We start from the raw sequence: 14,321 nt of genomic DNA on the forward strand, positions 1-14,321 counted from the left end.
TCTTGACGTTCTAGTTTATACCTACCGCGTGCCATCCCTCACTGCGTTCGGGCAGTCGCTCCGTCTACGAAGAAAGTGTACCCACCCTCGCCCTCCGTTATGTTTGGATAATCCTGCTCTGTTCCGGCGATAGGTCACGAATTACATCGATGTGCTTGTTACGGGAGAAACGATTCGTACAATCTCAGACTTCCGTTACCAAAGGGGGCGAACGGGGTGGTGCTTCTTTCTGTCTGGAGCGACTGTCCTGCGCAGCAGGACTGGGCCGTAAGCGCATAACCTAGAAAGAACTATGTACGTCGCGACCTGGTGACGGGAGCAGACTGGGCGTACGGCCCATTCAGCGGAAACAGAAAAAGTACTACCCCGTGAACCCCGAGCTGCGTACTATCGGGATTCCATTCCGCACGAACTAACAGACAAACTGTAATTTGTCAGTAAAAAAAGTCCGCTGACTCAACTTTCAGCCAGCGAACCTCCATTCATATCCATAAAACAAATTAGAATATATTATTTTTCCGGCAGTATCTCAATCCAGTACCCGTCCGGATCACTGATGAAATAGATACCCATAGCCGTATTCTCATAGCAAATGCAGCCCATCTCCTTATGACGTGCATGTGCTGCCGCAAAATCATCCACGGTAAGGGCCAGGTGGAATTCATTCTCGCCAAGGTTATACGGCTCCTTGCGCTCCTTTATCCAGGTGAGCTCAAGCTCATGCGGTGTCCTGCCCCCATCGGACAGATACACGAGAGTAAAGTCCGGCGTCTCGAGGCGATGCGCCTCCGTGAAATCCAGTGCCTGCTGATAGAACTTCAGGCTTTTGTCCAAATCGAGGACATTGAAATTATTATGTGCAAATTTGAAATCCATGACTGCACCTCCCTATGGTTTCTATTATATCTCACTTTTGCCTACCGAATCAAAGGTATCGGTAATACTTTCAGCCGGCTCAGCATCGAGTTTGCTGACGACATAGACAGCGATGAGGGCCAGCAGGAATCCCGGGACGATCTCATAGAGCCCCCAAAGCGCGAACTGCTTCCATACCAGTACAGTCACACCGCCAACAATGATGCCAGCCAGTACACCATTGCGCGTCGTACGGCGCCAGAACAGGCTCATGAGCAGCGCAGGGCCGAAGGCTGCACCAAAGCCGGCCCAGGCATAGGCAACCATGTCCAGGATGAAGTTGTTCGGATTGAGGCCGAGGAAGATCGCCAGGGATGCAATGACGAGCACGGACGCCCGGCTGATCCAGACGAGCTCCTTCTGCTCCGCATCCTTGCGCATCAGCGTGCGGTAGAAATCCTGCGCAAAGGCCGAGGCAGCCACGAGCAGCTGCGACGATGCCGTACTCATGATAGCTGCCAGCACAGCCGAGAGGATAAGGCCAGCCACGACGGGAGGGAACATCGTATTCGTCATCACGAGGAATACAGTCTCTGACTCCGTGCCCTCCAATGGCGTCGTGAGGAATACACGGCCAACCATGCCAACGGCAACAGCTGCGGCCAAGGACACGACCACCCAGGTCATCGCAATGCGCGTCGCCTGCTTGATTTCCCTCGAACTCGAGATTGCCATGAAACGCACGAGGATATGGGGCTGACCGAAGTAACCGATGCCCCAGGCCAGCAAGGAAATAAGCTCGATAGTTCCCAGCGTCGAGCCATCCGGCTTCGTAAAGGGCTCAAGCATCGAATGCTGCACCGTGTCGATGGCTGCTACCGTCGCCGAAAAGCCTCCCATCGTCATGCCTGCCGTAATCGGTACGACAAGGATGGCAAAAAACATCATGATGCCTTGGATGAAATCCGTGCGCGACACTGCCAGGAAACCGCCGACCAGCGTATAGAACACCACCGAGCCGGCACCGATGAAGATTGCATAGTGGTACGGGATGCCAAACACCGTCTCAAACAGGCGACCGGCCGAAACGAATCCCGACGAGGTATAGATGATGAAGAATATCAGGATGAATACGGCTGGCACGATGCGCAGCAGACCGCTCTTATCCTCGAAACGATTCTCGAAGAACTCCGGCAGCGTCAGCGAATTGTTGGCCAGTTCTGTGTACTTGCGCAGACGCGCTGCGATGAAATGCCAGTTGGCCCAGGTGCCGATAGCGATGCCGACAGCGATCCAGCCCGCATTGAGACCGGCTAGATAGGCAAAGCCCGGCACGCCCATGAGCATCCAGCCGCTCATATCCGAGGCCTCGGCACTCATGGAAGTCACCCAAGCCCCAAGCTTGCGGTTGCCGAGGAAATAGTCACTCATGTTGCGCGTCCGGCGGTAATAGTAGACGCCGATGGCCATCATGAGCCCTATATATAAGATGAATGTATTGATGATTGCCAGATTGTGTACCAACGAATCTCCTCCTTACAGATATATTACAGGTTTACAATATGCTATACATTATACCTGCAAAGGCAGATATAATGCAACTATAATTTATATACAAGCTATGATTTTTCTGTTATAGTGTACATTCTTTATTTTTTTCTCGTAAAAAATGCTTGCAATCTGTAAAAGCATCCCGTATAATAGCTAAGGTTTTGAAAAAGTCGATTCGATACGCAGATTGCTCACCACAGGAACAGCAAAGATCTGCGCTCTTTTCGTGCGCCCGGATAAACATCCGCGCCCGTTATTTTAGGAGGGAATTATCATGAAAAAGTATGATGTTGCGATTGTCGGCGGGGGCCCGGCCGGTGTCTTTGCCGCCTACGAACTCGCCGAGAAATGCCCGGAGCTCAGCATCCTGCTGCTCGAGAGCGGCAAGGACATCTACACGCGTGTCTGCCCCATCTCGTCCGGCAAGGTAAAGAGCTGCATCGGCTGCAAGCCTTGCAGCATCATGCGCGGCTTCGGCGGCGCCGGCGCCTTCTCCGACGGCAAGTACAATTTCACGACACAGTTTGGCGGCTGGCTCAACGAGTATCTGCCCGATGACGAAGTCATGGATCTCATCAACTACGTCGACAAGATCAACATGAAACACGGCGCACCGGCTGAAGTCTTCTCCACCGAGAATTCCAACATCGGCCAGCTGGCCCTGCAGCATGACCTCCACCTTCTCAGTGCCAGCGTCCGCCATCTCGGCACCGAGAACAACCTCAACATGCTCAAGGCAACCTATGAATACCTCAAAGACAAGGTCGAGTTCCGCTTCGAGTGCCCAGTGGCTCATATCCACTCCAACGGCGAAGGCCATAACAGCCTGGAGCTGGAAAACGGCGAAACGATTGAGGCCGAGTATCTGATTGTCGCACCTGGCCGCGCCGGTGCCGAGTGGTTCTCCAACGAATGCGAGGCCCTCGGACTTGAGCAGGAAAACAATCGCGTCGACGTCGGCGTGCGCGTCGAAGTTCCTGACGAAGTCTGGAACCATATCACGAGCCAGGTCTATGAGGCCAAGCTCGTCTACCGCACGAAACGCTATGGCGATCAGGTCCGCACCTTCTGCATGAACCCCCACGGCCACGTCGTCATGGAGAACACTGACGGCATCGTGACGGTCAACGGCCACTCCTACAGCGATCCAAGCCTGCAAAGCAACAATACGAACTTTGCGCTGCTCGTCAGCAACCGCTTCACAGAGCCCTTCAAATCCCCCCATCAGTACGGCAAGCGCATTGCCTCGTTCTCGAACATGCTCGGCGGCGGCATCATCGTCCAGCGCTTCGGCGACCTCATGAAGGGCCGCCGCACCAACGCCCACCGCATGACCAAGAGCTTCACGAAACCGACGCTGCAGGCTACGCCGGGCGATCTCTCCCTGGTACTGCCGAAACGCCATCTCGACAACATCATCGAGATGATCCAGGCGCTCAACAACATCGCACCGGGCATGACCAACGATGACACGCTGCTCTATGGCGTCGAGGTCAAGTTCTACAGCTCTCGTGTGGTCCTCTCCAAAGATCTCGAGACAAAACTCAAGAACGTCTTCGCCATCGGTGATGGTGCCGGCGTAACCCGCGGCCTCTCCCAGGCCGGTGCCAGCGGCGTCTACGTCGCGCGCCGCATCCTCGACCGCGTAAAGAAATAACCTTTCGGTAAAGATAACCAAAGCCCTGTGCTTGACCAGTCAAGCACAGGGCTTTTTCTCTTAACTTTTCAGCCAATCCTTTCGATATACTATATAGGAGTATTATACAGCCAGGAAGGATGTGGACAATATGTCAGATATGCGTATCCCTGCCAGCAGCTACGGCTGGCCATATGGAAACAACTATGACAGCAACGGCGATTACAGCCAGACTAGCGACCCCCGCGGCATCGGGCAGAAATCCAGCCCCGCAGAATGTGAGACCTGCAAGCGCCGCAAGTATCAGGATGGTTCAAACGAGATGGTCTCCTTCAAAGCAGCAGGACATATCGATCCCGACAATGCGGCCTCCGTGGTCATGAGCCACGAGCAGGAACACGTGTCTAATGCCTATCAAAAAGCCGATACAGGCAACGGCGAGGTAGTCCGCGCCAGTGTCCGCCTGAAGACTGCCGTCTGCCCCGAATGCGGCCGCACCTATATTTCCGGTGGCGAGACCAACACCCAGATCCGCTACTATAACGAAGACAATCCTTACCAAAAGGATCTCAAAGAATCCGACCGCAGCAAATATTTAGGCGCCAATGTGGATATTGACGCCGGCTGAAAAAAGACCTTAGCAGCTTTTCGGTTCACGGCCTTCCTTGAAGGTCATCATCATATGGTGGGTAAGGCTCCAGTCGTCAGGCTGTCCCTGAATGTTTGCGCGCTTTACCCATACAGCCTCTTTGAGTTCACTCTTATCCATATGGATGGCCGTATCGCCATCTACCTCGCAATAGAACCCCACGATCAGATCCTGCACGCTGCCCCAGGGCTGTGATTTATAGTAGCGGATGTTCTTTACCTTGAGCCCCGTCTCTTCCATGACCTCACGGGCCACGCATTCCTCCAGCGTCTCACCGATTTCCGTAAAGCCTGCTACCAGTGCATAGAACGGCACATCGCGATTGGCGTATTTCGTCAGCAGGATCTCATCGCCATTTATCACGCCTGCGACCACAGCGGGAATGATGCGCGGATAGACTACATGCCCACAGTTATCACAGACAAGCGCCCGCTCCCTTGCAGCCGGCGCATGCATATGACCGCACCGGCCGCAAAAGCGATTATCCTCATACCAAGTGATAAGGTGCCAGGCCGTATACACCAGATACATATTCGCCTGCGGCCCCTGCAGCTGCCAGCGCATCTCCTTCAGCGTCATATAGGAAAAGCCCGGCAATGGCTCCATGTTTCTCTTCTGAGCATAATACACGCCATGTCCAGCCAGCGAAAACAGATACTGGTATTCCAGCTGGTTCGACCGGATATCCTGCCGCTTCGGAAAGCACATAGCGCCTTTGCTTCCTCCAACCATCAGGGCATTTCCCTTGACGAAGATGATGATATCATCTTTCCAAGGCTCGGCATTGGGTATATATTCATTGGCTAAATGCAGGGGACTGATCTCGTGTATCACAGCTGACACTTCCTTCGCATTGGTACAAAGTTTCTACGGCACATCATATGGTTACCATTATAACACCACCAAGCATCTAAGTAAAAAAACTGCCATGCCTTATATAGCATGGCAGCTTTTCATTGTCAGGAATCTCTCCGAGCCTTGGCCTTGCAGATTGTCTGTGTCAAAGTCCCCATCGGACAATAGACGCACCAGGAACGAGGACGATAGGCCAGCATGGTAACAAGCGCAATGACCTCCGAGGTCAGCATCAGGCTATAGAGGCCGAAGGCAAACTGCGCCACCCAGGGACTAGTTGCGCCTGAATAGGTCCATTGCCAGGGAAACTGCCAGGTCCATAAAAGCGTCACCACTTCCTGCAGAGAACCTGCGCCACTATAGACCAGCCATGTAGTGTATAAGACATTGCCGAACATCGCAAAGAAGAACACCATAAAGCCATAGCGGAAGACCTTGCTCCTCATCCAGGCCGGCATCTCCCGGCGCCGGGAAAAGCCCAGCTGTCCCAGGGCCCGCAGCGTCTGCCCACGGTCACAGTAACGATTGCAGAACAGCTTATTGCCAAACCCGATCGCCATGATCAGCGGCAGCATGAAACTGATGAGCCCCAGCCAGGCAAACAGGATATTGAAAAAGCCCAGGCCAAAGTACAAGAGCGACCAAAGCCACAGATAATGATACCAATGCCTTTTCATGCTCCCACCTCCAGCTGGATGACTGAGGCCGGACACTCCTTTGCGCAGCGGCCACAGCCCACGCAAAGGGCGGCATCAACTACCGCAAAACTCCCGCGCCAGATCGTTATGGCACCGCGCGGGCAGACATCTGTGCAGGTACCGCAAGCCACACAGTCAGCCTTCTGCACCACAGCCAGATGTTTTTTCTTTCTACACATGTATACAGCCCTCCTACTATCGACTGTATCCATTATATACCTGTACCAGGCATCATCTCCGTAATTCAATCACGGTTTGACATCTTCCCGTATTGCTCAGCCACAGCCAGCACAAACTGCTGGCAGACCTGGGCGGATTCCGGCTGGAACTCCTCCGCCCGGAACTCCGTATTCGACAGGATGCGGATGCCCAGGAACGGTATCCCATACTGCTGGCAGATCTGCGCCGCCGAATTGACTTCCATATCCTCGCAGGACGAGCCGAATTGGTCATGCAGATATTGCAGGCGTTCTTTTTGCCGATTCCAAGTATTGCAGCTTGCGATACAGCCATCGACAACACGGCCCCGCCTATAATCCTTCGCTGCCAAATGTGCCGCCGCCAGCAATCTTTCATCGCCTAGGTAATAGACGGCCTGCGGGACAAAGGACTGCGTTGCCGCATCATAGGCATACGAGCCCATAAGCTCCATATGACGCCAGTCCACCTTATCCTCCTGTGCACTGCGGTAAGAGCTTGCATCAAAGGAACGCTTGCCCAGAACGATATCGCAGGCCTGCAATGCAGGGTCATGACCGCCCGCTGTTCCCTGGCTTATCACAGCCGTGGGCTGGAATCTTTCAATCCCCAGGGCTGTCGCTGCCGCAGCATTCGTCATGCCGATGGAAGTCACAGCTACGACGATGGGCACATCATGGTACCTGCCCTCAACAAAGCGCCACTGCCCCACCACATGCTCCTGGGGCTCTGCCAAAGCAGCCAGCAATAGCTCAGTCTCCATATACATGGCACCTTCCAGCATTATCTTTTGGGTATCCATCAAAATCCCATCCCCTTTGTTTGAATCAGTTTTTATGACATAGGCTGTAGTCCCTGTCATCTGTACTCGTTAAGACATAATCTGTCTCTAAAAGTATACCAGCTATGAACTGCTGACGCAAAGCATAGTAATGCTCGGCTCTGCCTCCGGCTGCCGTCCAATACGCACCATGCACCTCCAGCCGCTGCTGCCAGCTGAAGTGCGTTTCGCTTTCATCCGTGACAATATTGGCTCCATCACAAGGCATGCCATTCAAAGTGCAGTCCTCAATCTGTTTGTAACACTCACTAGCCGTACTGCCTGCCTTGGCTGCCTTTTCGGTGCCAAAAGCATAGGCTATAGCCTTCAGGTCAGCCAGCCTTTCCTCATGACCAGTCAAGACTCCGCTAACCAGCTCTGCATAGCGTTTTTCCACGCTTTCGATGCGGCTGCTCAGCCACCCATGGATATTGGCCTCGTCAATGATTTCCGCTAAGGGGCGGCTCTCCTCCATGACAAAACCTGCCGCTGACTCCAGCCAGCCCTCTTTTTCTGCCTTGACGGCAATGCGGCGCAGGAGTTCCTCCTGCACCATTATCTTTTCATACATCCAATAGTGGATTGGCCCTAAAAAAGCACTCATCGTATTACCTCCGTTTCATCCCCTAAATATACGCGAAAAAACGGAGAACGGCTGTAAAAAATGTTACACGACAAAAAAATCATGGTCATTATCAACCAATATAGCATAGAAGGGTTAGCGCTTGCTAAAAAAAGCTGTCTTCCCTGCTCGGAAGACAGCTTTCATGGCTATTCTCAAAGATAGCGCAGCCAGACGTATATATTCGCTATGATGATCGTCAGGATCATGACTGGGAACGCCACTTTCATGAAGCCCAGGAACGAGATCTGACGACCGCGCTGCGCAGCCATCGAGGCAACGACAACGTTGGCGCTGGCGCCGATCAGCGTACCGTTGCCACCGAGGCAGGCACCAAGTGCCAGCGACCACCAGAGCGGATCGAGATTCGTAAGGCCCATCTGCCCCATATCCTGGATCAGCGGAATCAGCGTCGCGACAAAGGGGATGTTATCGATGAATGCCGAGGCGACAGCACTCATCCAGAGGATCAGCACAGCCGTAGACGTGACATCGCCATGGGTGAGCTTGATGGCCTCAGCCGCCAGCATCTTGATGACGCCTGTCTCCACCAAGGCGCCGACGAGAACGAACAGGCCGGCGAAGAAGAAGATGGCCAGCCACTCGACCTTCGAGAGCACCTTGGCAATCATGGCCTCATTGCGCGTGAAGGTGATGAGCAGCAAAAGACCTGCGCCCGTAAGAGCTGCCGTTGCTGTCTCCAGTCCCAGTGCTCCATGCATGACAAACAGCGAGATCGTGACGAAGATGACAAACAAGCATTTTTTCAGCAGCTTAACATCGGAAATCTGGCTCTTCGCGTTGAGACGCATGACCTTCTCCTGCAGTTCTGGCTGTGTCTTGAGTTCCTTACCGTACAGCAGGATCAGCAGAGCCTGTACTACGATGAAGATCACAATGGCCACTCCCGTAAGGTTCATGACGAAATCCATGAAGTTCAGGCCGACGGCGCTGCCGATCATGATGTTCGGCGGGTCACCGATCAGCGTCGCCGTGCCGCCGATGTTCGACGACAAGATCTGTGCAATCAGGTATGGCTTCACATCAACCTTGAGCTGCGCCGTGATGCTGAACGTGATAGGAACCGTCAGCAGTACGGTCGTGACATTATCGAGCAGGGCCGAGCAGACCATCGTGAGTGCCGACAGGGCTACCAGCAGCGCAATCGGACGAGCCTTGACCTTCTTGGCCGCCCAGATGGCCAGGAAGTTGAACAGGCCGGTCTCACTCGTGATGTTGACGATGATCATCATGCCCATCAAAAGTCCCAACGTATTGAAATCAATATGATGAATAGCAGTTTCCTGGCTGATGATGCCACAGAGAATCATCAGCATAGCGCCAAAAATTCCCACGATGGTGCGATGCACCTTCTCTGAAATAATCAGCGCATAGGCGATTACGAAGATGATAACCGCCAGGGTCGTGCTGCTTAACAATGCAATCCACTTCTTTCCATAGTATCTTTAATTTTCCTTCTTGTACTTCGGCGTCAGCACGATGCTTTCGCCATCGCGCTTGATCTTGAACGTATAGTGCTGAACACCCTCGCGGAAAAGTTCCATCTTGAGCACCATCAGTGCCTTGCCGAGATCCTCAGTCAGCGCCGGCGTGAACCCAGCCCGGCTGAGCTCAGCAGGAGGCTCAACGGCCGCGCGCTCACGGTGCTTCTTGTCCGCAATTTTCTCGGCCTTGATGAAGGTATCCTCAAGCGTCTCTTCTTCCACGTAGTTCTGGAACATATCCTTATCCGTAAGTCCCTTTGGAATCTTGCCCATATTATCCCTTCTTTACTTTGGCCCAGCTGTCACGCAGGCCAACGACACGGTTGAACACCAGCTTGTCCGGCGTAGTGTCCGGATCGACAACGAAGTAGCCCTCACGCAGGAACTGATAATGCGTGCCGGCAGCCGTGAGCTTGACGCTCGGCTCGATCCAGGCATTCTCGATGACTTCCAGCGACGTCTTGTTGAGTGCGGCGATGAAGTCCTCCGGCAGATTGCCATTCTCATCAGTCTCGAGCAGGTAGTCGTAGAGACGAACCTCAGCCGGCAGAGCCGTCTTGGCAGCCACCCAGTGGATCGTGCCCTTGATCTTGCGGCCAGCCGTTGCGCCACCCGTCTTCGAGTCAAGGTCTGCCGTGCAGCGCAGCTCGACAACATTGCCTGCCTCGTCCTTCACGACTTCCTCGCACTTGATGATATAGGCATGCTTGAGGCGAACCTCTCCGCCCGGTTTGAGGCGGAAATACTTCTTCGGCGGCTCCTCCATGAAGTCTTCCTGTTCGATGTAGAGCTCGCGGGAGAAAGGTACGAAACGGCTGCCACCATGCATCGGGTTATTGTCGGCCAGCAGGTACTCCTCTTTATCCTCTGGATAATTCGTGATGACGACCTTCAGCGGACGCAGCACTGCCATGACGCGGTCGGCATGCTCGTTGAGGTCATCGCGGACGCAATGCTCGAGCATGCTGACATCAACGAGGCTGTTGCCCTTGGCGACACCGATTTCCTCGCAGAAGTTGCGCAGCGATGCCGGCGTATAACCGCGACGGCGCAGGCCCGAGATGGTCGGCATGCGCGGATCATCCCAACCGCGCACATACCCATCTTCGACGAGCTGGCGCAGCTTGCGCTTGCTCGTGACCGTATTCGTGAGGTTCAGGCGGGCAAACTCAATCTGGCGCGGGCGCGTATTGACGTCAAAGCCCAGCGATTCCAACAGCCAGTCATAGAACGGGCGGTGTTCCTCGAACTCGAGGGTGCAGACCGAGTGGGTAATGCCCTCGATGGCATCCGACAGCGGATGGGCAAAATCATACATCGGATAGATGCACCAGGCATCACCCGTGCGATGATGATGCGCATGAGCAATGCGGTAGATGACCGTATCGCGCATGACCATATTCGGCGAAGCCATGTCGATCTTTGCGCGCAGTACCTTCTCACCATCGCCGAACTCACCAGCCTTCATGCGGGCAAACAGATCGAGGTTCTCCTCGACACTGCGGTTGCGGTACGGGCTTTCCTTCCCCGGCTCTGTCAGCGTGCCACGATACTGCTTGATCTCCTCAGCCGTGAGGTCATCCACATAAGCCAGGCCCTTCTTGATGAGCTCGACGGCATAGTCATAGAGCTTATCGAAGTAGTCCGAGGCATAATACATGCGGTTCTGCCACGAGAAGCCGAGCCAATGGATGTCCTCCTGGATGGAATCGACGTACTCCGTATCCTCCTTGGTCGGATTCGTATCATCAAAGCGCAGGTTGCAAAGACCATGATTATACTCAGCCAGACCGAAATTCAAGCAAATGGATTTCGCATGACCGATATGGAGATAGCCATTCGGCTCAGGTGGAAACCGCGTATGGATGCCTTCCGTATATTTGCCGTTTTTCAGGTCGTCCTCAATCGCATTCTGCACGAAATTCGTGGCGATTGTCGTATTCTCTGCCATTAGATTCTCTCCTTTATAAATCCACACGGTCTTTGACCGCACATTTCTCTTCTATATATTGACGCAGCCGGCGTATACCGACATCGAGGCCTTCCTGCTCCGGAAGATACTTGATGATGAGATCGATATAGCCGCGCTCCACCATCTTGCGCAACGTCCAGCTGAAGTTGACATCGTAGACCCACATGAGCCGCACGAGCTTGCGGTCGCCATGGGTGCGCAAATGACGGTAATCCGCCTGCTTACCCTCGGCAAAGTCACGGACAAAGTCCGGGCTCACAAGCTGGCTCGCATCGGCCTTGATGAACTTTGGCGCCTTATCGACACCATCAGGTGTCAGATAAGGCGAGAGCACGCGGTAGATATCGAGCTTGTCCGCATCACGCAGCAGCCTTGCAAACAGCAGCTTGCGCTTATCCGTCACTGGCTCGATTTCCTTCTTGTTGTGGTTGCGGATGGCAAAGCGCACCAGCTCGGCATCCTCGGCCGTCAGATCATCCATATACGGCATCTCTTCTGCCAGCACCTTGAGTCCAAGATCTGCATGATCCTCCGACTGAGCATCATTGAAGGTCTTGTAGATGCTGTACTGGCGGAAGCGTCCCACATCATGGAACAACCCCATGATCTCAGCCAGCTGCACATCATGCTGGCTGAGTGAGAGCTCACAGGCCAGCTCCCGGGCAATCGCCGTGACATAGCCCGTATGGATCATCTTGATGCGTATTCCCTGCATGACTTCTTCGTCATCGGTAACAAAGCGTTTCATATATGCATCCATCCAGGTATGCATCTTCTTCAATAATTCTTCCACGACTCGTCTTCCTTACTATAAATACCTTTGTCACTGCATGAAAACATTATAATTATACTACGAAGGGAATTGTCGCGCAATATCAGCCCCGGGCGACGCCATCCTCCACCAGGATGTCCAGTGCCCGCAAATCCTCACGGATAGCCTGCAGAGTTTCCTCGTCGGGAACCCGCACCGTATGCATGTGGATGCCGCCAGTCACCACCAGCAGCGGATTGGCCTGGCATTTCTGCATCTTCGACAGGAACGCACGCACGTCACGCCGATTCTCCAGCAGAAGGTCGCCGCGGATTGGACCGTATAAGGGATGTTCGACGATGACATCTAGCACAGCACCGCCGTTGTCGACGATGGCCAGAAGTTCCTTTTCCATGCCGGCTGCATCATGCTGGCAGACCAGCGTCACCATGCGGCTGCTCTCGGCCTTCTCTGCTGGCAAGATATAGCCCCGCGGCGTTGCAAAGATCTGCACACCCTGCGCCCGCAAGATGCTGATATCCCCGACAATGATCTGCCTGCTCACAGCAAACTCACGTGAAAGTTTCGTTCCCGTAAGGGGCTGCTCCGCCTCACGCAGGCGTTTGAGTAAATGTTCCCGGCGGTCTTCCGTATTCATGCACAAACCTCCTGTTCCTCTGGTGCTGCTGATAACAAAAAAGGCCGCCCTTCGGCAGCCTATATTTTTGAATGGTGGGCGATAACAGAATCGAACTGCTGACATCTTGCTTGTAAGGCAAGCGCTCTCCCAGCTGAGCTAATCGCCCGAAATGGTGACGCGTATGGGATTCGAACCCATGAAGCCGCCGTGAAAGGGCGGTGTCTTAACCACTTGACCAACGCGCCATATGGCTCCTCGAGCAGGATTCGAACCTGCGACAGCCTGATTAACAGTCAGGTGCTCTACCGGCTGAGCTATCGAGGAATAACTCTTGTGACACTCTCGTGTCGACAAAAGATATTATACGGGATTTTTACGCATAATGCAACCCCTTTTTTTCGTATCATGAAAAAATTTTTCAGATGCGGTCGCGGCGCATATCCTCAGCGATGAGTTCCTCCAAGCGGCCCACCGTCATGTCCTTATCCGAATAGACCGTGATGCCATGCTTCTGCAGCAGGGCCGTCGTCACGCCCTGACCCTTGATCTTCTTGTCTTCGAAATTGCCATTATAGATTTTCTTGACGCCGCAGGATGGACTGCCTTCCTTGAGGATCGCCACCTTCGCATGATAGGCTTCGGCTATCTTGAGCACCTTGTCGGCACCGGTCAGGAAATACTGCGTCATATCCCGCCCATTCTCATCCATGGCCTTAGCCTTGCCCGACAAAACCTTCTTGCCTGTACCGCCCTGGATCTCTACGCAAGGACGCGGCACGGGCAGCATCGCAAAGCATTCGGGACAGACCGCGATGAACCGGCCCCGCTCGTTGTACTTGAGCAGCAGCTCATGCGTATTCGTCCCACCATTGAATTTGACTTTGTGCCCCAGCAGACAAGCACTTACCAAGATCATCGTCTATACCCCTTTCTAACGCCAAACGGCTGAACACGGATTCCCAGCTGCGCCGTCAGTCCCTTCAGACTGCCTACAGCCATCTCCCTAGCAGCAGCCACCGGGATGTACGCACAGGTGCGCGCATCATCCAGCGCATTGTGATGATTGAACTCGACATGCAGGAAACTGCCCACCGTATCGAGCTTGTGATTGGCAAGCTCCGGCCAGACCTTGCGCGAGATTGCTACCGTGTCGCAGTAGGCAAAGTCCGGATTGCCTAGCCCATCCTTCGCCAGACAGGCGCCGAGCACCCCCATATCAAAGGGGGCATTATGGGCAACGACAATCCTTCCCTCGAGATGCGCCCGCAGCTCTGGCCAGATATCAGCAAAGCTCGGCGCTGTGGCAGTATCCTCCCGCGTGATACCGTGAATGCGCGTGTTGTACCAATTGTAACGGTTTCCTGGCGGCTGGATCAACGTATAATACGAGTCATAAAGTTTTCCTTCCTTGACCTCAACCACAGCTACACTGCAGGCCGAATCACGGGCTGCAGTCGCCGTCTCGAAGTCAATGGCAGCAAAATCCATTAAAGTATTCCCTCTTCCCTAAAACAATGATAAATCCGCCCCAGCTTTGCCTTGGCTGGGACGGACTACCTGCGGTCAACC

General features: G+C 53.9%; 16 protein-coding genes and 3 tRNA genes. 2 read left to right on the top strand and 17 right to left on the bottom strand.

Translation table 11 applies throughout. The annotated features are described in order from the left end of the window. Positions 1-510 precede the first annotated feature (510 nt). Positions 511-876: a VOC family protein gene (locus BM322_RS10905; protein ID WP_075430401.1), complete on the bottom strand. Its 366-nt coding sequence runs from the start codon at positions 874-876 to the stop codon at positions 511-513. A gap of 24 nt (positions 877-900) precedes the next feature. Continuing rightward, positions 901-2,379 (bottom strand): sodium/proline symporter PutP, encoded by a 1,479-nt coding sequence (putP, locus tag BM322_RS10910; protein ID WP_075430403.1) that lies wholly within the window; start codon positions 2,377-2,379, stop codon positions 901-903. A 301-nt stretch (positions 2,380-2,680) separates the two neighbouring features. Between putP and BM322_RS10915 the strand changes: the two genes are divergently transcribed. Then, entirely contained in the window at positions 2,681-4,063 is a 1,383-nt protein-coding gene (locus BM322_RS10915; RefSeq protein WP_075430405.1) for an NAD(P)/FAD-dependent oxidoreductase, read from the top strand. Between the two features lie 130 nt (positions 4,064-4,193). After that, positions 4,194-4,670 (top strand): hypothetical protein, encoded by a 477-nt coding sequence (locus BM322_RS10920; RefSeq protein WP_075430407.1) that lies wholly within the window; start codon positions 4,194-4,196, stop codon positions 4,668-4,670. A gap of 9 nt (positions 4,671-4,679) precedes the next feature. Here BM322_RS10920 and nudC read toward each other — a convergent pair whose 3' ends face one another. The 15 genes from nudC to BM322_RS10995 form a co-directional block, all read right to left on the bottom strand. Continuing rightward, positions 4,680-5,525 (bottom strand): NAD(+) diphosphatase, encoded by an 846-nt coding sequence (gene nudC, locus BM322_RS10925; protein WP_075430409.1) that lies wholly within the window; start codon positions 5,523-5,525, stop codon positions 4,680-4,682. Positions 5,526-5,650: 125 nt separating this feature from the next. Next, the gene (locus tag BM322_RS10930; protein WP_075430412.1) at positions 5,651-6,223 is read right to left on the bottom strand and encodes a hypothetical protein; all 573 of its coding nucleotides are present in this window, start codon (positions 6,221-6,223) and stop codon (positions 5,651-5,653) included. After that, positions 6,220-6,423 (bottom strand): 4Fe-4S binding protein, encoded by a 204-nt coding sequence (locus BM322_RS10935; RefSeq protein ID WP_075430414.1) that lies wholly within the window; start codon positions 6,421-6,423, stop codon positions 6,220-6,222. Before BM322_RS10935 ends, BM322_RS10930 begins: the two co-directional genes overlap by 4 nt. Positions 6,424-6,488: 65 nt before the next feature. Next, positions 6,489-7,244, bottom strand: coding sequence for a 5'-methylthioadenosine/S-adenosylhomocysteine nucleosidase (locus BM322_RS10940; protein WP_075430416.1), 756 nt, complete (start codon positions 7,242-7,244; stop codon positions 6,489-6,491). A 25-nt stretch (positions 7,245-7,269) separates the two neighbouring features. Then, positions 7,270-7,866: a hypothetical protein gene (locus tag BM322_RS10945; RefSeq protein ID WP_075430418.1), complete on the bottom strand. Its 597-nt coding sequence runs from the start codon at positions 7,864-7,866 to the stop codon at positions 7,270-7,272. Positions 7,867-8,039: 173 nt separating this feature from the next. Further along, positions 8,040-9,323, bottom strand: coding sequence for an ArsB/NhaD family transporter (locus BM322_RS10950; protein ID WP_075430420.1), 1,284 nt, complete (start codon positions 9,321-9,323; stop codon positions 8,040-8,042). Between the two features lie 27 nt (positions 9,324-9,350). Continuing rightward, on the bottom strand, positions 9,351-9,662 hold the full coding sequence (locus BM322_RS10955) for a hypothetical protein (protein ID WP_075430421.1): 312 nt from the start codon (positions 9,660-9,662) through the stop codon (positions 9,351-9,353). A 1-nt stretch (position 9,663) separates the two neighbouring features. After that, positions 9,664-11,340: a glutamine--tRNA ligase/YqeY domain fusion protein gene (locus BM322_RS10960; protein ID WP_075430422.1), complete on the bottom strand. Its 1,677-nt coding sequence runs from the start codon at positions 11,338-11,340 to the stop codon at positions 9,664-9,666. 13 nt (positions 11,341-11,353) lie between these two features. Beyond that, positions 11,354-12,154, bottom strand: coding sequence for an HD domain-containing protein (locus tag BM322_RS10965; RefSeq protein ID WP_075430423.1), 801 nt, complete (start codon positions 12,152-12,154; stop codon positions 11,354-11,356). 82 nt (positions 12,155-12,236) lie between these two features. Next, entirely contained in the window at positions 12,237-12,770 is a 534-nt protein-coding gene (locus BM322_RS10970; RefSeq protein ID WP_075430424.1) for a transcription repressor NadR, read from the bottom strand. Between the two features lie 72 nt (positions 12,771-12,842). Then, a tRNA-Val gene (locus BM322_RS10975) sits at positions 12,843-12,918 on the bottom strand. Positions 12,919-12,922: 4 nt separating this feature from the next. Further along, positions 12,923-12,997, bottom strand: a tRNA-Glu gene (locus tag BM322_RS10980). A 3-nt stretch (positions 12,998-13,000) separates the two neighbouring features. Then, a tRNA-Asn gene (locus BM322_RS10985) sits at positions 13,001-13,076 on the bottom strand. Between the two features lie 94 nt (positions 13,077-13,170). Continuing rightward, positions 13,171-13,668 (bottom strand): DUF523 domain-containing protein, encoded by a 498-nt coding sequence (locus BM322_RS10990; RefSeq protein WP_075430425.1) that lies wholly within the window; start codon positions 13,666-13,668, stop codon positions 13,171-13,173. Further along, positions 13,665-14,240 carry a 3'-5' exonuclease gene (locus tag BM322_RS10995; protein WP_075430426.1) on the bottom strand — a complete coding sequence of 192 codons (576 nt, stop codon included), beginning with the start codon at positions 14,238-14,240 and terminating at the stop codon, positions 13,665-13,667. Before BM322_RS10995 ends, BM322_RS10990 begins: the two co-directional genes overlap by 4 nt. Positions 14,241-14,321 lie beyond the last annotated feature (81 nt).

Origin of the sequence: Selenomonas sp. GACV-9 (assembly GCA_900116485.1) — a bacterium.
Classification (GTDB): Bacteria; Bacillota; Negativicutes; order Selenomonadales; family Selenomonadaceae; genus Selenomonas_A; species Selenomonas_A ruminantium_G.